The organism is Pelagibius sp. (genome assembly GCF_965249265.1).
Classification (GTDB): domain Bacteria; phylum Pseudomonadota; class Alphaproteobacteria; order Kiloniellales; family Kiloniellaceae; genus Pelagibius.
The window spans coordinates 4,466,546-4,489,840 of the sequence record NZ_OZ252224.1; the positions used below are offsets into that span (position 1 = coordinate 4,466,546).

Here is a 23,295-nt window from a genome sequence, read left to right on the forward strand (position 1 = left end):
ACGATCTGGCCAACCTTCTCGCCGCTGCACCTGACCAGGTCAATACGCCGAACCCGGAACGACTTGCGATATGAGCAGCATCTCGAGAGTCTGGACTGCCTCTGATCTTTGTGCGCCAGGTAAATCAGCCGACGTTCTCCGCATCCCGTATTCGACAACCCGCTCGGCCTATGGATGCTTGCCGATCCCGTTCATCAATGTCAGGGGCGGGGACGGTCCGTGTGCCGTATTCTTTGCGGGAAATCACGGCGACGAATATGAAGGCCAGGTTGTGTTACGGGAGCTTGCGCAAGAACTCGAACCGGAAAAACTTCGCGGTCAAGTTCTGTTGTTTCCGTCGTTGAACTTCTCAGCTGTTCACAATGGTTCCCGGGTATCGCCGTTGGACGGCGGCAATCTGAATCGGCTGTTTCCCGGCAATCCAGATGGAACGCCGGCCGAAATGCTGGCCCATTACATCGCGGCTGAAATTCTACCGATGGCGGATGTAGTCATTGATCTACATTCGGGTGGCCGCTCACTCGACTTCTGGCCCTGCGCAGTCGCCCGGTATGGCGACGGGCACACGGACATCGAAAAGAGGAATGTTGAGTTATTGCGGGCTTTCGGGGCCCCGATCAGTTACCTGACTACGGGTAAGGCCGGTGGTGCTGGGACGACCCTGGCCGCCGCAGCGCAGTCTCTGGGCATTCCCGCAATCATGACCGAGCTGGGCGGTGCAGCCGTTATCCGCCAGGAGGGTCTACGGATTGCGAGGCGCGGGGTGCGCCAAGTGCTGGCGGCTTTCGATATAATTGACCTTCCCGCGGATAACGTCTCTTCATCAACGCAGTTTATCCGCATGGATAGCCGACGGGATACGATCTATGCACCTGTCGCAGGCCTGTTCGAGCCGCTTGTCGAACCCGGTGACGACGTTGCCGCCGGACAAACGATTGGGCGGCTGCATGATATCGATGATTGTCTGCGCACGCCCATGGAAGTGACGGCTCCCTGCCCCGGCTGGCTTGCCTGCCTACGTTCGGACACATCAGCAAATCACTCACTTCATTGAAAAATCCATCCAATCCATCACTGTACGAGTTGCTGTGTGTCCAGTTCGCGCTCGGGCTCGTGTGTCATCTACTGCCTTGCGGGCCAAAGTTGACAATGGTGGCTTGGGTTTGATCCCAGATGGTACCCATGTGGTACCCGGATGCAAGAACGCCCGCCTGAGTTAGGCGGGCGTTTCTGTGTAATGCTTTGTATTCGTTCGATATATTTGGTTGCGGGGCCCGCAACCGCCTCAAATTGACGACTTTACTGGCCAGTTTGTCCGACTGGGTCGAGGAGCGTTTGAATGTGAGATGGTATTTACATCCGTACCCACAAAACAAGAAAGCAAAAAAATCCAAATAGCGTTTACAAGTTGAGGAACTTGGGGAACCATCTTGGCATTTCAGCGCAAAAATCGCCGGAAATCATCCAAGAGAATGTCTAGCGGTTCGAGCCCTGTGCTGAGGCGAATCAGTGGAAGTCTTTCCATTGAATTGCACCCATTTGGATCTGCGAAGTACGCCGCTATAATTGACTTTGTGCCGCCCCATGACGCGCCGATGGGGATGTGCTTCATGCGTTCTAATCTGCGGGCGACGTTTTCCTTCGAGCCGTCATCAAGGACGAAACTGAACAGGCCGCTCGATCCGGTGAAATTACGCTTCCAGGCGTGGTGTCCGGGAAAACTAGGCAATGCCGGATGGCATACCTCCAGAACCAGTGGGTGCTGGCCAAGAAATTCCGCCAAGTGCTGGGCTGTCTCGTTGATCCGGGAAAGACGTACTTCGGCCGACTCCAAGCCCCGCAGCACCAACGAACAATCGTCGGGAGACACACCGACCCCAAGTTCGTGCATGACCCGGTGAACATCCTCTGCGATATCTTTATCGCGGATACTTATACTCCCCATGATCACGTCGGAATGGCCGGACAGGTACTTCGTCAAGGCCTCAATGACAACATCGACACCAAGATCTAGGGGTTTGCAAAAAAATGGAGTCGCCCAAGAATTATCGCAGCCGACCCGTGCGCCCGCGGACCGGGCCAATGCAGTAGTAGCTTTTATATCTTCAACATCCATAGTCAACGATGCAGGTGACTCGATCCAGACAAGGGCCACATTGCCGTTATCGAAGTCGTCGGCTGTCAGGCTGTTGGGTTCATAAAAACGGCACTCGATTCCGAATGATGCAAGCAAGCCGTTCGCAAAGCGGCGCACCGGGCCGTACACATTATGCGGCAATAGAACGATCTGACCGGGTTTAACACAGCCGAGGATCGACACCGTGATCGCCTGTAATCCAGACGGGGTAAGAAAGGTCTCGGTTGCACCATGAAGCGCCGAAACCTGGCGCTCCGTTTCCTGTGTCGTCGGGGTGCCATTCAGACCGTAGGAATATCCTTTTCGCCCCAGGCTGCTGCGCCCTGAAAATGCCTCGAGACCGTCGAAAACCACCGTTGATCCACGCACCGTAGGCGGCGTTAGCGCAGCAAACCCGTGCGTTTTGTACACCCCGGGCCGGCGCCCGCTGAAATCCGCGTCGCTCATGCTGATCTACAGAACCTGACTGAGGAAAAGTTGCGCACGTTCCGTTCTCGGAGAAGAGAAAAACTGTTCCGGTTTGGCGATTTCAACGATTTCACCTGCATCCATGAAGATGATCCTGTCGGCGACTTTTCTTGCAAAACCCATTTCGTGCGTAACGCAGATCATCGTATTTCCCTCGTTCGCGACGCTGACCATGACATCAAGCACTTCATTGATCATCTCAGGATCCAGCGCGGACGTCGGCTCGTCGAACAGCAAAATTTCCGGATGCATGCAGAGCGCCCGCGCGATCGCGGCGCGCTGTTGCTGACCGCCAGACAACTGGCTCGGGTATTTGCGCGCCTGATCCTCAATTCGGACTTTCCTGAGGTATGCCATCGCGGAGGCTTCTAGTTCGGCGGCCGTACCTTTTTTTAGCAGTCGCGGGGCGAGTGTACAGTTCTGAAGCACCGTCATGTGCGGAAACAGATTGAAGCTCTGGAACACCATGCCGGTGCTTTTTCGCGGGTCGTTGGGGCCGGTGTCTGATTGATCGACGGTGCGACCGAATATCGACAACTCACCGCCCTGAAACGTCTCAAGACCATTGATGCATCGGATCAGAGTCGACTTGCCCGAGCCGGACGGGCCGCATACGACAACGCGCTCTCCTTTTTTTATCTCCAACTCGATATCGCGGAGGGCAAGAAAATTCCCGTAGGATTTTTGTATGTTCCGAACCGAAATGGCGGCCTGAGATACATCTGTTATGGCGTTCATGGCATTGCTTTCGGTCTGATTGTCAGCGTTTGAGCGAAGCCTGCATTTTCTTTTCAAGCCGGTGAACCAGTTGAGCGATCACAAGGGCAAGGCACAGGAAGATGATCCCCACGACGAGAACCGGCTCGGCATATCGGAACGTGTCGGACGCGAGATCGAAGGCGACACCAAGCATTTCCGGAACCGCGATAACGGCGAGGTATGGGGTCGCTTTCAGGATCGACACGAAATAGTTCCCCATCGGGGCGGCGATGTTGCGCAGCATCTGCGGGGCGATAACATGAAAAATCGTATTCAACGGCGAGATATGAAGCGCACGCGCCGCATCCCACTGACCGCGCGGAATGGCATCGATCCCCGCTTTGAAAACTTCCGCGAGATATCCGCTGAAATAAATGCTGAGGCCAAGCACCCCCACCACCATGGGAGGCAGGGTGAGGCCGTAGAACGGGAGAACGAAAAACAGAAAATAGAGTTGCGCCAAGACGGGTGTCGAGCGAACGAAATCGATCAAGAACCGCATCGAATAACCGGGCATTTTTCCGGTCCGCCGTACGATCTCCATGGTAAACGCCAGGATGGTCGCGCCGGCACAGCTCAGCACAGTAACGTAAAGGGTCGTCCCGATGGCGCCGAGAATGTGAGGAATGACCTCAATCGCGTAATCGATAGAAAAGCCCATCTCAGGCTCGCTTTGCGCCAGATATCCGGCCTTCAACAAAACGCCCGAATATGGTGATGGGGTAACAGATGATGAAGTAAGCGAGCAGGAGACCGGAATAGATGCCGACCGGGTTGTATTCGATCTGCGCAATCTCTTTGGCTCGCGCGGTCATGTCGACCAGCGTGATCAGGGAGACGAGCGCGGTGCCCTTGATGAGTTGGATCCAAAGGTTGATGAACGTCGGAATCATGGACACGAGTGCCTGCGGCAACTCGATATAGAAAAGAACGTGAACTCGTGATAGCCCCAACGCCTTGCCGGCTTCGGCTTGTCCTGCGTCCAGGCTCTGAAGGGCCCCTCGCACGGCCTGGCTGCCGTATCCGCCGGTATTCAGGCCGAGCACCATGGACCCCACAACGAATGCCGAAAACCGGATATCGAAAGCGGGCAACGAGTAATAAAAAACGAACAACAGGATAACGACCGGTGACGACCGCCAAAACTCGATTACCGCAGTGACGGCCACATAAGCTGCCCCGCGGGCAAAAAACTGAAGTATTCCAAAAAGAAAGGCGAAGGGAACCGCATACAGCAACCCGACGATTACGACGAGTGATGTGATGCGGAACCCTTCGAAGATTCCGAGCATCATGTCTAGAAAGCTCATGGCTTGCTCGGGTCAAGGAGACGTCGGATGTGCTCTGGTGTTATTTTGCATCGCCTGCGCACAAAGCCTGATAACCGATGTCAGCCGGCGCTTTTTCCTGTTTGGAAAAGTCGTTGCGGGCCATGATTTCGTCGAAAGTACCCGCCGCCCGCAGCTTGGTCAGTTGTTCATTGAAAAGATCCCGCAGGTCGGCGTCCTCTTTGCGGAAGGCGACCGCCGCGTACCCGGCTTTTTCCTTGCCGTCCGGCAAGATCAATCCGGTAAAGGGTATCGCACGTTCGATCCCTTTGACGTTTGGGTCCATCGCAACCTTGTTGGCCGTCGCGGCGGAAAACGCGATCGCATCCACCCGACCGGCGACCAACGCTGAAATCGTCGCTTCGGTATTTTGGAACAGCGATATCTGATCCTCGGTTACGCCAGCGGCCATGGCATTCTTCGACTGAACACTGCCGCGCGATGCGCCGAACTTGATCTCCTTGTTCGCGGCGATCATCTCGTATGACGAGATCCTTTCGGGGTTGCCTTCTTTAACAAGCACCGCATCTGTGAGCCGGAGATCGGGGTTCGCAAACGCCACCAGTTCACAACGTTTGGGTGTGATATACAAACCAGAAGCGATGGCGTCGAAACGCGATGCCTGAAGGCCCGGGATCAATGCGCCGAAGTCCGATATAACGAGCTCGACATCCTTGATGCCCAACGAACCGAGCGCGGCAACGACGAGTTCCGGGTGAAAGCCGGCCGCTTTGCCCGATGCGTCGCGGTAACCCCATGGGGCCTTGTTGTGGACGCCGACAACAATCTTACCACTTTTCAGGACACGTTCCTTGGTGGGTTCCGCTGCGGCAGGGCTCATTGCGGGAATCAACACCGCGACGACAATTGCTATTAATTTTCCGAGAAAAGAGCGCCCGTTGACGAATTGAACAGACATGGTCACCTCCTATATTGACATGACTGGTATACCTAATATAAAAAGTATGTCAAGCCTTGGTGTCCGAGCTCGATTGTCGAGTTGATGATGCCGAAACCAGATATCCGTGTCCCCGCGCCCGTGGGGACCGAATTTCATCCAAAGGAGGTCGGGCGATGGCCGATCGAAAGAACCTCAGCGGAATCCGGGTGGAAGGCAGCACGCCGTTGTATGCAGAGGTTAGGGCGGTCATCGCAGAGCGTATCGACGAAGGTGAATACGCACCAAGCGATCCATTGCCCTCAGCTTCGGCGCTGGCGAAAGAATTCGGTGTCAGCCTGATCACAGTCAAACGTGCACTCAAGGAACTCAAGAACGAGGGGCTGTTAACGTCCCGGGCGGGGCTTGGAACATTCGTTAAACGCCCGCGGAAATTTGTTCGCGATTTCAATGTTTCTTTGAATTCCATGGCGGACGTTCAGCGCCTGGGGTTTTCATCTCGGATCGAACTCATTTCCGTCGGCCTGGAAAAACCTAATCTGCCGCCGGCGGAAGGAGACGATTTGCCGGATACGGATATGCTCTGCGTCAAGAAGCTGATCCATGCAGACGATAGCCCGGTCATGTATGACGTTTCGTACGTATCCGAGGACCTCGGCGAGGAATTTCGTGAAACCATACGTAAGAGCCTAATTTACGACGCGCTCGAGAGAATGGACATCCGCGTCAAGAAAGTCGATCTGACGATCGAGGCGGCACCGGCATCTGCGGAAACGCAGCGCTATTGCAATGTCCCGAACGGATATCCCTGCCTTGTGCGGCGATATCGGTATCGAACGTCGCGCGCCGGACTTTATGTCGTCGGCCAGGTCGAATCGCCGTTCGACCGACTTTCATGCACGTTATCGATGGAGCGCTAAAGGTGGCGGTGAGTCTCGCGACCTCCGATGCCCATCAGCCGTTGGCGAACGATTGCGTCGACCGGTTGCGCGCCGCGATGTCGGCGGAAGACATCGACGTCCTCGTCCTCACGGACACAACGAACATCGAGTACTTTTTCGGGTATTCGACGCTGACGTGGCAATACAAGGCTCGCCCGATTTTCGGGATCATCTCGCACGATCGGATGGAGTTGCTGGCTGCGCACACCGAGCAGCGAAACATTGAACAAGTCGCAAGGCCCTTCGGCTCCGCCTATTACGATGGATACTTGGAAGAGGCTTGCGCACTCGCCCATGATCGTATTTCTGCTCAGAATATCCAGGCAAATGGCATTGCCGCCATAGATTACGGACAGGATTTCTTCGGCTTCGGCAGTCTCGAGTTGCTTGACGTACTGCGCAGCCTTTTCCGAGACGGTCGCGTCGTTTCCGGTGGAACAGTGATCTGGCAGGTTCGTCGGGTTAAAAGTGAAGTCGAGGCAGAGCGAAAGCGCGATGCCTTCTCCATCGTCAACCGGGCCTTCGACAATGTCATCGCGAATACCTGCCTCGGCATCTCCGAAACTGATCTCTACCGCCGCCTCCAGTCGGAATTTTTCCTCGAAGGCGCCGAAACGGCACCTCGGATTGCCATGACCTTCGGTCGCGGGGACTTCGTATACAACAGGCCGCCCGGTAGGCGGCGGCTTGCCGAGGGCGATTATCTTTGGACCGACTTCCGCGCCACGGTTGGAGGTTTTCCAGCCGATAGGAACCGCATCGCACGTGGCGGTGAGCCGGAACCTTGGGAGCGCGACACCTACAAAAAGGTCCGCGACGTCACGATAGGCATTGCCTCTGGGATCCGTGCGGGGCAGTTGACGGGAGACGTGTTCGAACGATTTCTCGCGCTTTGGGGTGAGTATGACTTGCCCGCGCCCTACAAAAACCTAAAGCGGATCGGCCACGGTGGCGGGCGGGATGTCACAGAACCCCCGTCACTCTCTCGTGGGGGCACCGAACTGATCGAGGCCGGAATGATCCTGCATATCGAGCCGAAGCTTGAGATGCAGGGCGCCGTTTTCCAGTTCGAAGAAGTGGTATTCGTGACGGATACCGGCGTCGAGTTTCTGAGCGAATTTTCGCCGAAGGAGTTGCCGGTGATCCGCGCAGACTGACGCACATGATCACTTCATACATGACGGAAAGACTGGCGGAATTCGCCCTGGGATTGGACGCGGGCAAGACGACGCCGCAGCGCCGAAACCTGTTGCGGAAAGCCATCCTGGATACGGTGGTCAGTGCCATCGCCGGGACGGCGACTGTAAATGCCCGTCAGTCCGCGGCCGCGTCAGCAGGTTTATTTGGCAAGGGAAATGCAGCGGTTTGGGGCACGGATACGTCCCAATCCGTCGCAGGCGCTATCTTCGCGAACTGCGCAGCCGCCAGCGCGCTGGACGTAGACGACGGGCACCGGGGCGCGAGCGGACATGCCGGGGCCGCCATCGTGCCGGCTGCCCTGACATACGGATCCGAAATCGGCGTCTCAGGGACCGACGTCCTGAATGCAATACTCGCCGGATACGAGGTCGCGCTTCGTGTTGGGGCAGCCCGGCGGCGCCACGACAACATGAGCTTTGCGAGCGGCCGCTGGGCGGGTTATGGCGTCGCAGCGGCGCTCGGCCGCTTGGCAGGATTGTCGCGCAGTCAACTCGCGCATGCGATCGCCATCGCAGGTACGGAGGCGCCTATGAATTTGCCGCAAGGCGACTACGCGACGGTGAGTTCGGTGAAAGGAAGCAGCCCATGGTCGTCAATCACAGCATTTGGCGCCATGCTGCGCGCGCGGGAAGGTGCGACGGGTCCCATCGACATTTTGGATCGGCCGCACGCGTTCGATAAGAATATATTGTCCTCTAACCTTGGAGAGTGTTTCGAGTTCGACCAGATTTATTTCAAGCCTTATGCCTCCTGCCGATACACCCATCCGGCCGTCGACGCCATTCTCGACATTCGCGAAAATCCGACCTTCGACCCGACCAAGATAGAGCACGTCGAAGTCCGAATCTTTCCCGAAGCTCGAAAAATCTCGAATGAGATATCGCCGAAAACGTTGGAGGGGGCGCAGTTCAGCACACCGTTTGTGAGTGCGCTGGCGTTACTATATGGTGCGCCGTCTTTGCGCCCCATGACAGAAAAATCGTTGTCTAATAGCGCTGTCTTGAGACTCGCAGCGTCAATCGATCTGGTCTTTGCGGATGAGTTCCGCGGGGTCTTTCCCGGCAAGACGCCGGCGACTGTGAAGGTGAGCGCAGACGGCCAAGAATTCTCGAGCACGATTATCGATCCGCTGGGTGACCCAGCCAATTCCATGGACGTTGATCATCTCTCCAGGAAGGCGGAGGACCTGCTCCGGAGGACTTTCGCGGCGTCTCGCATCCACGCGATCGTGGATGAGATTAATGATCTCGATGCGGGGGGCGTTGACGATCTGGCCAGCCTTCTCGCCGCTGCACCTGACCAGGTCAATACGCCGAACCCGGAACGGCTCGCGATATGAGCAGCACCTCGAGGATCTGGACTGCCTCTGATTTTTGTGCGCCAGGTAAAACAGCCGACTTTCTCCGCATACCGTACTCGACGACCCGCTCCGCCTATGGATGGTTGCCGACCCCGTTCATCAATGTCAGGGGTGGGGACGGTCCGTGTGCCGTATTCTTCGCGGGAAATCACGGCGACGAATATGAAGGCCAGGTTGTGTTACGGGAGCTTGCGCAAGAACTCGAACCGGAAAAACTTCGCGGTCAAGTTCTGTTGTTTCCGTCGTTGAACTTCTCAGCTGTTCACAATGGTTCCCGGGTATCGCCGTTGGACGGCGGCAATCTGAACCGGCTGTTTCCCGGCAATCCAGATGGAACGCCGGCCGAAATGCTGGCCCATTACATCGCGGCTGAAATTCTACCGATGGCGGATGTAGTCATTGATCTACATTCGGGTGGCCGCTCACTCGACTTCTGGCCCTGCGCAGTCGCCCGGTACGGCGACGGGCACACGGACATCGAAAAGAGGAATGTTGAGTTGTTGCGGGCTTTCGGGGCCCCGATCAGTTACCTGACCACGGGTAAAGCCGGTGGTGCTGGGACGACCCTGGCCGCCGCAGCGCAGTCTCTGGGCATTCCCGCAATCATGACCGAGCTGGGCGGTGCAGCCGTTATCCGCCAAGAGGGTCTACAGATTGCGAGGCGCGGGGTGCGCCAAGTGCTGGCGGCTTTCGATATAATTGACCTTCCCGCGGATAACGTCTCTTCATCAACGCAGTTTATCCGCATGGATAGCCGACGGGATACGATCTATGCACCTGTCGCAGGCCTGTTCGAGCCACTTGTCGAACCCGGTGACGACGTTGCCGCCGGACAAACGATCGGGCGGCTGCATGATATCGACGATTGTCTGCGCACGCCCATGGAAGTGACGGCTCCCTGCCCCGGCTGGATTGCCTGCCTACGTTCGGACGCCTTGACGGCGCGTGGTGATTGTTTGTTTCAAATCTTTACAGAGTCGGTGGAGTTGTAGTCTCGACAACTTTATACAGCGCTATTGAATGCCTATTGATCTAAAGGGATGGAGTTTTGGTTGCCGGGCGCTCGCCGCAGATCCTCTTGCGAACCTTTCAGACGCCTCATATCTTCCGATTTGGCCTGATTTCACCCGATTTTGAGCGATATTATCGGATTTGGTTGCGGGGGCAGGATTTGAGGCTGCACAGTTTCCGTTCACTTCGGCTCACTGCAACCTTTGTCGGGCTTACGCGGCGCCACTGCCGCCACGGTCCCTCCTCAGCCTTCAAGTTATGAGATGGCACAGAACCACAGGGGGACACAGGTTGACAGCCGACCACCTCAAACTGACAGATTTACTGGCACATTTATCGGGGTGCGCAGCGGAGCGATCCGATATGAGATGGTTTGTTCATCCGTAAAATCTTCGGCCCGCAACCAACGATATCAGCAGTGTCTGTTCGGGGCAGCTGCGTAAACGACAGAGCACTTCCAAAAGCTTTCTTGTATGGCTGAGACCAGCTAAACGAGACGACCAAACTCAAAATCCCAGATACTGTCATGCTAGACCCAGGGTAGCTGCAATCCGGCGAACTGATGCAATGGCTTGGGCACGTTTTTCTGACGGTTCGGCAGTTAGTAGCGCTCCTGAGCGGAGGATGGGCCGCCCCCCAACGAACAGATCCTTTACGGCCTCCGATCCTCCGATGACCATTGTTTCCAGGAACAGGTCGAGGCCGAGTTCCGCGGAAACCGACGAGAAGCGAACAGCAAAATCAGCGCGTTTGCCGACTTCAAGGCTGCCGAGTTCGCTCAGCGCCCCCATGGCCGCAGCAGCATGCCGCGTACGCATGAGAAAGACCTGCTCCGCGGTGACGGAATCCCCTGCCGCCTGTCCACATGACCAAGCCAGCTTACCGAGATCACCGAAATCAAAAGCCCTCGGGATGTCGGTTGCGAGCGCAACCGGGATACCACCCCGCTCCGCCGTGGCCATGCGGCCGCGTGCGCACCCCGAGCCGATCATCGCAAGCTGGCCGTAGGGACACCAGATCACCTTGGCGCCGCTTTCCTTAAGGATCGCGATATCTGTATTGCGCAGCAGATTCATGTGGACCAGAGCGACACGCCGAGACAGCAATCCATTCTCCGCCAGCTTCTGCAGGACAGGGCTGCCATAACTCTCTGAAAGGGTTTGAATCGTGTGCGGGGCGTAGCCAAGGTGCTTGTGAAAAGCCGTACCGTTGGTATCGGCGATGCGCAGAGCTTCGGCGTGCAACTCTAGGCTATCGGTTCCCTCGCCATAGATGCCGATGAAACCGCGCACCAGTGCGTCCGGGTTGGCATTGCGATAAAGCTGCCCACCGATCCGGGCGGCGGCTTCCTCAAAGGTCTTCGGCCAAAGCGCCCCGAACGATCCGCCGAAAAATGAAGGGAACCGCTCGGCAAGGAAGTCGGCACGATCACCTACGTAGGGATCGGTCAGCCAGGCGCGTAGCCTCACTTCCTCGACCGCCGCCGCCACCGCATCCGCATCTAGCACCGTTCCGGGATCGACAAATCCCGTATAGCCCGCCCGAGCCATATCGACCGCGGCCAAGGCAGCGCTGGCATTCTCGTCTTCAGGGCGCAGACAGGTTTTCCAGTGGCCCATCGCCGCCGCGCGACCGGCGGCGCTAGCGCGGGCCATCGCGGGTAGCACGGTCCGAGCGGTATACTGCGAAATGTGGATATGGGCATCGATAAACCCGGGATGCACCACGCCACCATCCGCATCGATCACCTTTGCAGCAGCGTAGCGGGACGTGACCGCAGCGCTGCTCCCCACGGCGACGAAGCGGCCATCTGCAACGGCAAGGGCACCGTCAGCCACCACGCTGTTATCTGTATCGGCGGTCAGAAGTCGTGCATGCTTGACGATCCAGTCACAATGACGTGGAGGCTGACCGCCAGCCATTATTGGCTATGCTGCCGCATCGCCGAGGCCGGCAATAGCATCCGCATGAGTTTCAAGAAACCGCTCGAAGGCAGCTATAATTGCATCGGCTTCTGATTCGCCCATCGGCGTCGAAAGGCAGGCGGCGGCACCTTTCGGAAGCAGAATGTCCTGCTCGAGAAAGCTGTCACTGAGCTGTGCCATGACCTGCGCCGCGACCACCGGTGCAAAGGCCTGGCGAAAATCGCAAGGCGGCGTTGCGGCGGGATGGATGCGGAACAGCGATCCAATGCCGGTTACGCAGAACGGCGCTCCTTTCCTTGCGGCAGCTGCGCCGATCTCCTCGCGCACCCGTTCACCGAGCTGCTCTAGTCGGTCGAATACCGCATGATCCAAAGCGGCCATCGATGCGGCCCCCGCGACCATGGAAAGCGGGTTTGCCGAAAAGGTGCCGCCCTGCGGGACGGCCGGCCGCCCCCCGCTGGCATCGAAGACCTGCATCACCTCCGCCCGTCCGCCCACGGCCCCGATCGGCATGCCGCCGCCGATGATCTTGCCCAGCGCAAAGAGGTCTGCAGTAATGCCGTGGCGGTGGGCGGCGCCCTCGTAGGACTGGCGGAAGTTCAGCACTTCGTCGGAAACGATGAGGACACCGTGCTGGCGGCAAGTCCGGGTCAAGACCTCAACGAAATCCGGTGTCGGCGGGATCAGTCCCGCGCGGCTTGGCATCGGATCGATCACCAGGCAGGCCAGGGACGCGGCGTTTTCGGCAATCAGCCTTTCCGCGCCTGCCGCGTCGTTGAAACGCAACACCACCACCTCGTCGAGCACCGATTGCGGAACGCCCCGATAAAAGCCAACTGCCGTCGGCGACTCAGGCATGCCCCAGACGTCCGGGTGGGTGTACTGACTCACTTCGACCCAGTCGTAGCCGCCATGATAGGCACCCTCGATCTTGGCAATCTTCGGCCGCCCCGTCAGGGCGCGTGCCGCCTTGACAGCAAACATCACTGCCTCAGTGCCGGTATTTACGAAGCGGATATGTTCGATCCGCGGCACGCGCTCGCAGAGTATCGCAGCCAGCGCAATCTCGCTCTCGGTCGGATTGGCAAAGCAGGTCCCATCGTGCAACTGACGCTGCATCGCCTCCATGACTGGCGGAAAGGCATGGCCATGGATCAGCGTTGTGAAGTTGTTGTTGAGATCCAGAAAGCGCCTTCCGTCCAAATCCGTCAGATAGGCTCCCTCCCCGCGTTGCATGTAGCGTGGGTAAGGCGACCGCTCGATTGTCGCCCGGCTGGTACCGTCCGGGAAGACCGCCTTCGCTGCAGCGAAGGCAGCCCGTGATCTTGTGTCCTTCTCTGCGCTGACGTCTCGGAACATGCTGTCTCGCTTGCAAGAGCTCGGTGAAAACAGGCGCGGCGCAAGTTCGGCAACCACACCCAACTCTTCCGGATAAACCGGGCGCCGGTGAGCGTAGGCGAAGCGCCCCGGTGCGTAGTTCGTCAGCCCCGGCGTATCCGCAACAACGCATGGGCCGACGTCCTGAAATGACAGGCGGAAATGGAAGCCTGATTTGACTAAGACCACGTCGTAGTCTTCAAACCTCAGTCCGAGATGCAGGAATGCATTGGTGTCCTGGGTCATACCGGGCCGGGAGGTTGCCAGAATCGTGAGCGGGCCGGCGGTCAGAACAGCACTCGGTCCCATCTCCGCCGTCTCCCCGGCGAAGAAGGGGCCCTTCTGAACGAAGCGCCCGTCGCCGAGTTGTGCGACAGTCCAGCGCCGCGTCAGGGCTTGCGCTGACGCCGAATAGAGAGCCCCGACGTCGCCTACGAAAGTGTTGCCAACGCCGAGAGCGCGGGCCCGGCCTACCGCCTTCGGATCGGTGACGGGCGCAAGAACACGCAGCTCCGGCCATTGTGTGGCCAAGGTTGCAATTGCCACAGGATCGTCGCCCGGCGCCCCGGCAAGTACGCGATCGCCCTGATCGCCCACGATCAGTGGCCTGCGCGGTCGCGGATTTACCAGATGGTCCGCAACAACCTCCACCAGCGCCGGTCGATCGGAGGCAAAGGCTTCGCGCCGCTCCCAAAACGCCTTTGCAACCTGGTGCGCGGCCTCCGAAGCGGCAGCGGCGTCCCCGTTGGCGATCGCAGTCACGCATTGGCCTGCGCCCTGGGCATCAAGGTAGGCCGTTGTATTGTAGATTGAGATATCCAGAAGGCCGTACCGCTTCGCAAGCGATCGTCTCAGATCATGCAGCTCCCTCAACGGCCCCGATCCGGTATCCATCTGTGCGCCGATCACCAGCGGCAGCCAGACAGCCGCCGTCACCGGGCGGATGCGATCCTGCAGCATTGCCAGAAGCAGATCCGCCGCATTCGCGCCGGCAACTGGAAAATCAAGATGCGGGTTCTCCTTGCAGGCAAGACAGATGTCGGCCTGCTCCAGCATCAGCGGGGTGAGATGGGCATGCAGGTCGAGAGCCACGGCGATCGGCACCCGAGCGCCGAGAGCACGGCGCAGGGCTGAGAGCAGGTCGCCTTCCGGGTCGGCCAGGCTCTCGGTCAGCATGGCGCCATGGAGGCTGAGGAAGACCGCGTCCGCCTCTGCCTCGCTCGCCATGGCGAGGATCCTCTCCTTCTGCGCGTCATACACTTCGTCACGCACGGCACCGCCTGGCGGAGCCACAGCCGACAAGCCTGGAACGACGGCCGCACCGGCAGCCTCCAGCCGCCGCACTGCGCCGCCAAGAATCGAGCTTGATTCTCTGACCTTCTGGATCAATGCGTTTCCTGAGACCGTGGCGAAGGCCTCGCGATCTGTTTTCAGAGCGCTGAAACTGTGGCCTTCGTGAAACAACTCAGCAGCGAAAATCCGGGTCATGGTGCGACAAACTCCGCGCCTGTGACGTCGATCGTCGCGCCGTTTATGTAGGCGGCTTCCGGCGAACAGAGGAACGCAATCAGGCCGGTCAGATCCTCCGGCAAACCAACCCTGCCCGCGGGAATGTGCTTTGCCGCCTCCTGGTTTTGCGGAGAATCGATATCGCCTGTCATCGCTGTCGCGACGTTACCGGGGGACACCGTATTGGCCGTGATGCCATCGGCGGCGTACTCCGTCGCCAGAGCACGCGTCAGGCCCGCAAGGCCTGCCTTCGAGGCGACGTAAGAGGCCCCGGCAAAACGTGGTGCGGCACGGGCGGCAATGGAGCCGATCATGACAATCCGTCCGTACTTGCGCGCCATCATGCCGGGCAGTGCAGATTGACAGCAATGAAGCGCACCCGTGAGGTTGACGGAGAGGACGTCGAGCCACTCGTCTTGCGCAACACTATGCACAGGAACGCGCCGACCGTCCGTCTTCGGGGAAATCGCGGTTGCATAGACCAGTGCTGAGATGGCGCCAAAACGCTCCGCGGTGCTGTCAAAAAAAGCCGAGATCCGAGCCGGGTCGCACACATCAACCAGCCTGCCGTAGCTGTCGTCGGAAGCCTCCAGCGCCTCTTGCGTCTCGCGCAGATGTTCGAAGGAAACGCCGAAATAGGCGACCCGGAATCCCGCGCGATGAAGGCGCAGGACGGTCGCCCGCCCGATGCCGGAGGTCCCGCCGGCGACAACGGCAACCGATTGATCCTGCGATGGCTGCATACGGTCTGTGCCAATTAAGATACGCGGCGGCGCCGCAGTTTATACCCGCGCCGCCAGTCAGGGAGGCTACTGCTTAAGCCCAATCTTGACCAGATCGGTTGCCATGCGCTCATGTCCGTCTTCCAAGAGCGTACGGTAGGCGTCGCCTGAGAAGTATGCCGGCTCCATGCCAAGGCCACGCATCGTCTTTTGCACCTCGGCATCGTTGACGGCCGCGGCGAAGGCATTCTCCAGGATCTTCAGCCGGTCCGCCGGCACCCCCACCGGCGCAGCAAGACCGGCGTAACTTTCCACGAAAAGGTCAACACCGGCATCCTTCAGCGTCTTCACCTCCGGCATTTCAAACCACGGTACGGAGCTGACCGAGGCGAGCAGCCTGAGGTTCCCGGTCTTGACCTGAGGAACCACGTTTGTCGGCCCTTCCAGATTGAAGTCCACGACCCCGGAAATGGTGGCGGTCACCGATTCCTGGCCGGACTTGTAGCTGACCGGCTTGAATTTTGCGCCGAGCGCCTCTTCTAGGTTTTTGATGAAGACCTTTGAGAGCGTGTCGGTCGCAGCGTAGGTGATCTCCTCGCCGGCCCGCGCGGCTGCCAGGAATTCCTCTATGTCCTGGTACTTCGACTCCTTGGCGACCGAAATACCGGAACGGTAGCGCGCATAGCCCAGAATAAAATCGAAGCTATCCAGCGTGTAAGCGACCGGGGTTAGATGCGGAGAAACGGCCATCGGCGAGAAACTCGCCACGCCGATTGTATAGCCATCGGCCTTGGACGCTGAGATGTTAGTCGGCCCCACTGTGCCGCTGCCGCCGGTCTTGTTCACAACACGGATCGGCTGGCCAAGGGCCTGCTCTGCCGCCTTTGCGAGGACGCGGGCGGAAAGATCGGTCCCGCCGCCAGCACCGTAGTTCACAATCAGGGTGATTTCCTTTTCCGGGAAGCTGTCTGCGGCTGCGGGCGTCGAAGCAATGCCAATCACCGCTGCGCCAACGATCCCAAAAAGGGTCGAACGTCGTTTCATCATAACCTCCCCGATTCTCAATATTATATATCATATATGATAAGCATGCCGCCGTATTGCCGTCAACCGCTCAATCGAGAACCGTAGGCAGGCGCACCTCAAACAGGCTCTCCAGGATCAGGTAGACGGCGATGGGCGTGACGACGGCCGTGACCCAAGCGGCGCGACCGCGCTCTCGCATGATCCAAGTGAAAGAGAGAATGTAGAAGCAGGCGCCAACCAGATAGCCCACAAGGTTCAGCAGGACGTAACCGATGGCGACCACCGCCACGATTGCGGCGCTGCGCAGCGCGGCTTGTCGAGAGATGACGACTAAACCCGGCTTTGCGCGCAGACGGGCCTCGATGATATGGAACACCGAAAGGCCAAACCAAGCCCATGCCAGTGTGTCAGGATAAATGCGGGCGCTGATGTCATCGGCTGCGCTGTCGGGGATCTGGACGTCAAAGATCAGGCCCAGGAGGACCAGCGGCATCGCACCCACAGCGAGCGCGACGATCGTCTCAAACCCTCTGTGCGAAATCGAAGCCATCGCCCGCCCTCTCCCCTCACCGCCGCTCTTGGCGGCGTACCGCGCGCCGCTGGTAGAGCACCCATCCGGCAGAGACGAGGGCGGCAATCCAGAACGCATTGCCGAGGCTGCTTGAAAGGAAGATGCCGTAGTCGCCGCTGGAGAGTTGCAGAGATCGCCGGAAGTTGTCTTCCAGAAGCGGGCCAAGAATAAATCCGATCAGGAAGGTTGTGCGCGGGATGTCGACCTTGACCATGAGATAGCCGACGACACCAAAGAAGAAGGTGACTCCGACATCGAAAAGGCTCTGCTGGAAAGCATAGGTCCCGACGATGGCGAATACGAAAACGACCGGAAACAGCAACCCGGTGCGCAAACCGGCTAGACGCACAAACAGCCCGATTGCCATGAAACCGGCCAGCAGGAGAACGGCGTTGGCGACGATCAGGCCGACGTAGAGGCCATAAACGACGTCCGGCGACTCCTGAAAAATCAGCGGACCGGGGGTCAAGCCCTGAATGAGAAAAGCGCCGATCAGGATGGCGGCTTCGATGTCACCGGGAATGCCCAGCCCCAGAAGCGGGATGAGGTTGGCACCGCTCACCGCGTTGTTGCCGGATTCGGCGCCGGCGATAGCCTCCACCGAGCCTTTGCCGAACTTCTCGGGGCGCTTCGCAAGTCGCCAGGCTGCGTCGTAACCGAGAAAGGCACCGAGCGTCGGCCCGAGCCCCGGAATGACACCGATGATGGTACCGATGATCGACCCGCCGATCACCGGCCGCACCATGAGCCGCGCATCCGCGCCGGTAATCCGCGAGTCGTCACGGTTCCGCGGTGGCGGGATATGTGCCTTGGACGTCTCCCGCCGTGCCTCAATCTGACGCAGCAGTTCAGCGACCGTCATCAGCCCGATCAGCATCGCGATCAAAGAGATGCCGCCGTAGAGGTGGATTTCGCCAAAGGCAAGCCGCGGTATGCCTGTTGTCGGGTCGAGGCCGACCATGGCGAGCGAGAGACCCGCGACCGCGGCGATCAACCCCTTTACCAGAGACCGGCCTGCGGCCGACCCAACCACGGTGAGGGCAAAGACAGTGAGCGCCGTGTATTCGACCGGGCCGAACTCCAAGGCCACCCGGGCAAGTTGGGCGGCACTGATGATCAGAACGATGTCGCTGAAGGTGTCGCCGGCAACGGAGGCGGTCAACGAGACCTTGAGGGCTTTCAGTCCTTTCCCCTCCTTGGCCAGCGCCTGACCATCCTCCACCGTGGCGGCGGCAGCGGAGGTTCCGGGCGCTCTCATCAGGATCGCCGAGATGGAACCGCCGAATATCCCGCCCTTGTAGGCACCGGTCATCATCAGCAGGGAAGCGACAGGGTCGAGAGTCAGCGTGAAGGGGATCATCAGTGCGATGGCCATGGTCGCCGACAGGCCCGGGATCGCGCCAAGCACAACACCGCCGCAGACCCCGACCACCAGGAAGATCAGGTTCTCCGGTGCAAAGACGTGAGCAACGGCGACGAAAACCGCCTCCATGCTCACGCCACCTCCTGCGCTGTCGGCAAGGCATCCAAGAGCGTGACCGGCGGGTAGGCGGCCGGATCGGTACGCGCATCCACCACGACCGGTCCCTTCGCGGCCAGCGCTTCCATAAGCGCCGGCTCTAGGTCTTCAAGACGTTCGACCGACAGGCCGGCGCAGCCAACGGCGCGGGCAATGGCGGCGTGATCGATCTCACCGATCGGGATGGCGCTGGTATGGCGACCGAACTTCACGATCTCGGCGTCCCGCTGATAACCGAGAACACCGTTCTTCAGGACGATGGTGATCACCGGCAAGGCATAGCGTACGGCGGTCTCGAGCTCGCCCCAGACATGGGCGAAGCCGCCATCACCACTCAGTGCGATAACAGGCGCGCCCGGCCGCGCCAGCGCTGCACCCAAGGCGAGCGGCAATCCCCAGCCCAGACCTGCGAGCCCGCGCGGCGTCACGAAGCGCTGTCTGGGCTTGATTGCCAAACCGTAGCTGCAAAGCCAGGCAGAAGCGTAGCTGGCATCGGCTACGAAGGTCGTATCATCGGGCGCAAGGCGGATGATGGCCTCGACGATCCGCTCCGGCCGCATTCCCTGAGGCGGGTCGTTGGGCACACACTTGCCGAAGGGTCGGCGTTCGGGGACGAGGGGGCGCAGGCGCGCCGCGCGTTCGACACCAGTGGCCGGTCCGACAAGATCCGCAAGTTCCGATGCAAGCGCGCGCAGCGTTTCTCTGGCGTCGCCAACAAGCCGCAAGCTGTCATAGTTGCGCCCGATTTCGGTGCCGTCGATATCGATGTGGACGAACTGCGCAGTGGCCGGGAAAAGCCGCCAGCCGTCCGTGCCGTTCTGATTTGTGCGGGCGCCGACGAACATCACCACATCCGCAGTTTGCACATAACGCCGCACCTCGCGGTTTGGCGCGGCGCGGCCGAGCAGGTATCCGATCACACCCGGCGACAGGGGATGGTCCTCGGGCACGATCCCCTTGCCCATCAGCGTCGTGGCGACGGGGAATCCATGGACCGACTGCAGCTTGGCAAGTTCCGCCGCCGCACCGGAGCTATGTGCGCCCCCACCGGCGACGATCAGCGGGCGTTCCGCCGCGGCCAGCAGGCGCGCCGCCTCAGACAAACCGATTGGCGAGGCGACGGGCCGGTCGACCGGATAGCGTGCTTTTGGCGTGATACGCTGCGGGGCCGGTGGCGCCTGCTCCTGCAGCACGCCAGCGGGAACCAAAAGTACGGTCGGCCCCGGGCGCCCGCTGACAGCATGGGTCAGGGCGAGGTTGACGAAATCATAAACCCGCTCCGGAAGATCGAGGCGGCCCACCCATTTGGCACAGGCAGTAAAAAGGCCGTGGTGATCGAATTCCTGAAAGGCGTTCTTTTCGCGATGCGCGGCGTCCACTTCCTGGACAATGGCGACAATCGGAATGGAGGCCTTCAATGCCTCCGCCAATCCGGGAACCAGCAGCGCCGCCGCAGGCCCGTTCTGGGCTGTAATCACACTGACACGCCCGGCCCGTCGCGCGTAGCCGTCGCAGATAGCCGTACCCGCGTTCTCCGTGCGGACATGGATCTGCCGCATATTCGTCGCCTCAGCCGCCAGATGCAGCGCCGAAGGCAGGCTCTGACCCACGATCAACTCTACACCCTGGGCCTCAAGAAACCGGGCCATCGCCTCCGCAACTGACGTCATATCACCTCCATTTTTTATATATCATATATGATTTTTTGACCTGAGCAAGGGCCATGCTGCGGCAGATCTGGGCTAAGACGCGCTGCGGGCCGGCGCCTCCAAGCGATCGAGGTGCGCCGTGATAACCTCGGTTCCAAGCTGAATGTCCCGCTGGATCGCCGCGCGCGCCACTTCCGAGTCTTGCCGCTCGATCGCGTCTACCAGCGCTTCGTGGGGATGATCGCCGAGCGGCGAGCGGTAGTCGTAGTCGTAGTCGTAGAGGACGTTGAGAAGCGGGCCGGAGCGCAGCCAGAGCATCTCCAACACGTCGGTTAGAGTCGACAGCCGGGCCATTTCCGGCAGTGCGAAGTGGAACGCCCGGTTCCGGCGCAGCACATCGGCGTAGCGGCCTTTGGCTCGGGCGGCCTCCAGGTCGTCATTGATTTTTCGAAGCCGCTTGGCTTGAGCTTCGGTGCGCAGGATCGCCGCTTCGGCGGCGGCCATGCCCTCGAGCTCGATCCGAATCCGGGCAATTTCCCGGTATTCGTCGGCAGTGAGGGCCACAACGGTCACAGAATGGTTCGGTTTGAGATCCAACGCTCCCTGCGCCAGAAGCAGACGGATCGCCTCGCGGACCGGTGTCGGGCTTACGCCGAACTCCTTCGACAGCGAGGCGATGGTGATCTTCTTGCCCGGCTGGAAGCGTCCGGCGATGATGTCCTCCCGCAATGCCTCATAGGCCCGGTCACTCAACGACATGTCTTCGAGTTTTTTCACTTTAGTCTCACACTACAGTTCGTCACCCTCGAAAACATATAGGATATATGACTATCGGCCAGTTGATTTATTGACATACTCTGGCGGTGCGCAATTCGGCATCGCCATGATCCTTTGGTGCGGGAGCTGTCGGGTCCAGCCACGCGACTCTGTGGTTGCGCTTCATCGGCAAGCCCGGCGGATGTCGGTTACGGGTTGATATGCACCTGCGGGCTAAGCCGCTGACTCCTGGTCAAACGACAAAGGCAGGCCCTTGGCCCGCCGTGGTTCGTTATTGATCTAACTGAGTTGCCTTGGCGCAGATTGGATCTGGTTGCGGGGGCCCCGCCGCACATCCTCTTGCGGACCTTTCAGGCGCCCCATCTCTTCTGATTTGGCCTGATATCATCCGATTTTGGGCGATATTATCGGATTTGGTTGCGGCGACCCGCAACCACCTCAAATTGATAGCTCTAATCGAGAGTTTGTCCGACTGGACGGATAGGCGCCCAGACATGAGATGGTACGTTTCTCCGTAGAATCCCAGGCCCGCGACCAACGATGTCAGCAGGGCCTTTTTCAAACTGCGGCATGATGGGCCAAGTCGAGCCACTGAGTGGCCTTAGCAATAGCTACCAAGAGAAAGTGGTGCACTTAGAACAGTACCTATGGAAGCTGCGCTGAGTCCCGTGCATTTGCGTTGACGCAGTCCAACTGCGGGGGACCAGGCATCCTGAAGGGAGCGATTGTTTCGAAAGCACGGCTGGCTGCGAGGACGACGTGGTCCGAAAAGCGGGGGCCGATGATCTGGAGTCCGACCGGCAGCCCGTCGTGGGTAAAGCCGCAAGGTAGGCTTGCGGCAGGCTGGTGGGTGTAGTTGACCTGGTAGAGAAAATGGTTGAAGAGGCAATAGAGCCGGTCCTCGGCGCTGCTGACTTCCTCGAGCATTGAGGGGTTGTTGCGCCCTACCTCGAAAGCGGGCACCGACAGCGTTGGCGTGACCAGAAGGTCATGGCGCTGATGAAACTCTGCCATCTTGAAGGCCATGTCGGCCCGCACCTTGCCGGCCTCCAAGAGGTCGAAGGCGGAGAGCGTTTCGCCAATTCGGGCGTTCGCGATCAGGACCGGGTCCATCATGGCGATCTGCTCTGCGGTCTTGCCGTGGATTTTCGGAACCTGGTAGGCGGAGTTCATCACCTTGTAGGCTTCGAATGTGTCGCCCAGGCCGGGATCCGCCTCCTCGACGATGGCGCCCAGATCCTCGAACACTCTGACGGCCTTGCCTACGGTTGCCGCGACCTCGGGATCGACGTTCAGATATCCCAGATCCGCGCTGTAGGCGATGCGCAGCCCCTTGACTCTGCTGTCCAGCCCGGTGCTGTAGTCGCGGCCATCATAGGGCAGCGCAAAGGCATCGCGGTGATCCGGCCCGGTGATGACGGTCATGGCGAGAGCGGCATCGCCTACGGTCCTTGTCAGCGGCCCGAAGTGAGCACAGGCGACGAAGGACTCCGCCGGGAAGCGGGGCACACGGCCATAGGTGGGCTTGATGCCGAAGACGCCGCAAAAGGCGGCCGGCGCCCGGATCGATCCGCCACCGTCGCCGCCCATATTGATCGCCGCCATACCCATGGCCGCGGCAACGGCGGCACCGCCACTGCTGCCCGATGCTGTCTTCTCGTGGTTCCAGGGATTGCGGGTAACGCCGGTGAGTGGGCTGTCGGTCACGCACTTCCAGCCGAACTCGCAAAGAGTGGTCTTGCCGAGGAAGATCGCGCCATGCTCCCGCAAGCGGGCGACATGAGGCGTGTCGCTGCCGGCCGGCTGCGTGTCTTGCATCGTTAGCGAACCGTGGAGCGTGGTCCATCCTTTGACGTCATGACTGTCCTTTATCGAGGTCGGCACGCCATCGAGCAAACCCAGCGGCTCGCCGCGCATCCAGCGCGCTTCCGATTCCCGCGCCGCGGCAAGAGCTTCATCCGGCTCCACGACCCGAAACGCGTTGAGCGTGGCATCGTAGCGCTCGGTCCGGGCCAGACTGGCCTCGACGGCCTCGACGGGCGAAAGGGTCTTGGCGCGATAACGGGCCAGGAGTTCGGTTGCAGGAAGAAGCGCGATTTCGTCCGACATGGGCCGCGG

Annotated in this window: 19 protein-coding genes; 5 read left to right on the forward strand and 14 right to left on the reverse strand. The window is 59.7% G+C overall.

The features are described from left to right. Positions 1–70 precede the first annotated feature (70 nt). A complete protein-coding gene (locus ACP146_RS20875) occupies positions 71–1,054 on the forward strand; it encodes a deacylase (RefSeq protein ID WP_422368688.1) in 984 nt (327 codons plus the stop codon). Positions 1,055–1,438: 384 nt separating this feature from the next. Here the strand turns inward: ACP146_RS20875 and ACP146_RS20880 are convergent, their stop codons facing one another. From ACP146_RS20880 to ehuB, 5 genes are read right to left on the reverse strand one after another with little or no spacing between them, the layout of a single operon-like run. Then, complete coding sequence (locus ACP146_RS20880) at positions 1,439–2,584, reverse strand: trans-sulfuration enzyme family protein (RefSeq protein WP_422368689.1); 1,146 nt, start codon at positions 2,582–2,584, stop codon at positions 1,439–1,441. A gap of 6 nt (positions 2,585–2,590) precedes the next feature. After that, the gene (locus tag ACP146_RS20885) at positions 2,591–3,343 is read right to left on the reverse strand and encodes an amino acid ABC transporter ATP-binding protein (protein WP_422368690.1); all 753 of its coding nucleotides are present in this window, start codon (positions 3,341–3,343) and stop codon (positions 2,591–2,593) included. A gap of 22 nt (positions 3,344–3,365) precedes the next feature. Then, positions 3,366–4,025: an ectoine/hydroxyectoine ABC transporter permease subunit EhuD gene (gene ehuD, locus ACP146_RS20890; protein WP_422368691.1), complete on the reverse strand. Its 660-nt coding sequence runs from the start codon at positions 4,023–4,025 to the stop codon at positions 3,366–3,368. Position 4,026: 1 nt separating this feature from the next. Then, the gene (locus tag ACP146_RS20895) at positions 4,027–4,674 is read right to left on the reverse strand and encodes an amino acid ABC transporter permease (RefSeq protein WP_422368692.1); all 648 of its coding nucleotides are present in this window, start codon (positions 4,672–4,674) and stop codon (positions 4,027–4,029) included. A 40-nt stretch (positions 4,675–4,714) separates the two neighbouring features. After that, positions 4,715–5,611, reverse strand: a complete 897-nt coding sequence (gene ehuB, locus ACP146_RS20900) for an ectoine/hydroxyectoine ABC transporter substrate-binding protein EhuB (protein ID WP_422368693.1) — start codon at positions 5,609–5,611, stop codon at positions 4,715–4,717. Between the two features lie 155 nt (positions 5,612–5,766). On the opposite strand from ehuB, the gene ACP146_RS20905 reads away from it, so the two are divergent. From ACP146_RS20905 to ACP146_RS20920, 4 genes are read left to right on the forward strand one after another with little or no spacing between them, the layout of a single operon-like run. Then, entirely contained in the window at positions 5,767–6,510 is a 744-nt protein-coding gene (locus ACP146_RS20905; protein WP_422368694.1) for a GntR family transcriptional regulator, read from the forward strand. A gap of 2 nt (positions 6,511–6,512) precedes the next feature. After that, positions 6,513–7,688: a M24 family metallopeptidase gene (locus tag ACP146_RS20910; protein WP_422368695.1), complete on the forward strand. Its 1,176-nt coding sequence runs from the start codon at positions 6,513–6,515 to the stop codon at positions 7,686–7,688. 20 nt (positions 7,689–7,708) lie between these two features. Continuing rightward, on the forward strand, positions 7,709–9,070 hold the full coding sequence (locus ACP146_RS20915) for an MmgE/PrpD family protein (protein ID WP_422368696.1): 1,362 nt from the start codon (positions 7,709–7,711) through the stop codon (positions 9,068–9,070). Continuing rightward, positions 9,067–10,083, forward strand: coding sequence for a succinylglutamate desuccinylase/aspartoacylase family protein (locus tag ACP146_RS20920; RefSeq protein ID WP_422368697.1), 1,017 nt, complete (start codon positions 9,067–9,069; stop codon positions 10,081–10,083). Before ACP146_RS20915 ends, ACP146_RS20920 begins: the two co-directional genes overlap by 4 nt. A 543-nt stretch (positions 10,084–10,626) precedes the next feature. Here ACP146_RS20920 and ACP146_RS20925 read toward each other — a convergent pair. The 9 genes from ACP146_RS20925 to ACP146_RS20965 form a co-directional block, all read right to left on the reverse strand. Then, complete coding sequence (locus tag ACP146_RS20925; RefSeq protein ID WP_422368698.1) at positions 10,627–12,024, reverse strand: amidohydrolase family protein; 1,398 nt, start codon at positions 12,022–12,024, stop codon at positions 10,627–10,629. A gap of 6 nt (positions 12,025–12,030) precedes the next feature. Then, positions 12,031–14,892 (reverse strand): aminotransferase class III-fold pyridoxal phosphate-dependent enzyme, encoded by a 2,862-nt coding sequence (locus ACP146_RS20930; RefSeq protein WP_422368699.1) that lies wholly within the window; start codon positions 14,890–14,892, stop codon positions 12,031–12,033. After that, on the reverse strand, positions 14,889–15,656 hold the full coding sequence (locus tag ACP146_RS20935) for an SDR family NAD(P)-dependent oxidoreductase (RefSeq protein ID WP_422368700.1): 768 nt from the start codon (positions 15,654–15,656) through the stop codon (positions 14,889–14,891). The genes ACP146_RS20930 and ACP146_RS20935 overlap by 4 nt, the downstream gene beginning before the upstream one ends. Positions 15,657–15,722: 66 nt before the next feature. Continuing rightward, the gene (locus ACP146_RS20940; RefSeq protein WP_422368701.1) at positions 15,723–16,679 is read right to left on the reverse strand and encodes a Bug family tripartite tricarboxylate transporter substrate binding protein; all 957 of its coding nucleotides are present in this window, start codon (positions 16,677–16,679) and stop codon (positions 15,723–15,725) included. Positions 16,680–16,749: 70 nt separating this feature from the next. Further along, positions 16,750–17,211 (reverse strand): tripartite tricarboxylate transporter TctB family protein, encoded by a 462-nt coding sequence (locus ACP146_RS20945; protein ID WP_422368702.1) that lies wholly within the window; start codon positions 17,209–17,211, stop codon positions 16,750–16,752. A gap of 16 nt (positions 17,212–17,227) precedes the next feature. Then, positions 17,228–18,724 carry a tripartite tricarboxylate transporter permease gene (locus ACP146_RS20950; RefSeq protein WP_422369679.1) on the reverse strand — a complete coding sequence of 499 codons (1,497 nt, stop codon included), beginning with the start codon at positions 18,722–18,724 and terminating at the stop codon, positions 17,228–17,230. A gap of 2 nt (positions 18,725–18,726) precedes the next feature. After that, positions 18,727–20,421 carry an acetolactate synthase catalytic subunit gene (locus tag ACP146_RS20955; RefSeq protein WP_422368703.1) on the reverse strand — a complete coding sequence of 565 codons (1,695 nt, stop codon included), beginning with the start codon at positions 20,419–20,421 and terminating at the stop codon, positions 18,727–18,729. Positions 20,422–20,493: 72 nt separating this feature from the next. Then, a complete protein-coding gene (locus ACP146_RS20960; RefSeq protein WP_422368704.1) occupies positions 20,494–21,177 on the reverse strand; it encodes a GntR family transcriptional regulator in 684 nt (227 codons plus the stop codon). Positions 21,178–21,822: 645 nt separating this feature from the next. After that, positions 21,823–23,286 (reverse strand): amidase, encoded by a 1,464-nt coding sequence (locus ACP146_RS20965; RefSeq protein ID WP_422368705.1) that lies wholly within the window; start codon positions 23,284–23,286, stop codon positions 21,823–21,825. Positions 23,287–23,295 lie beyond the last annotated feature (9 nt).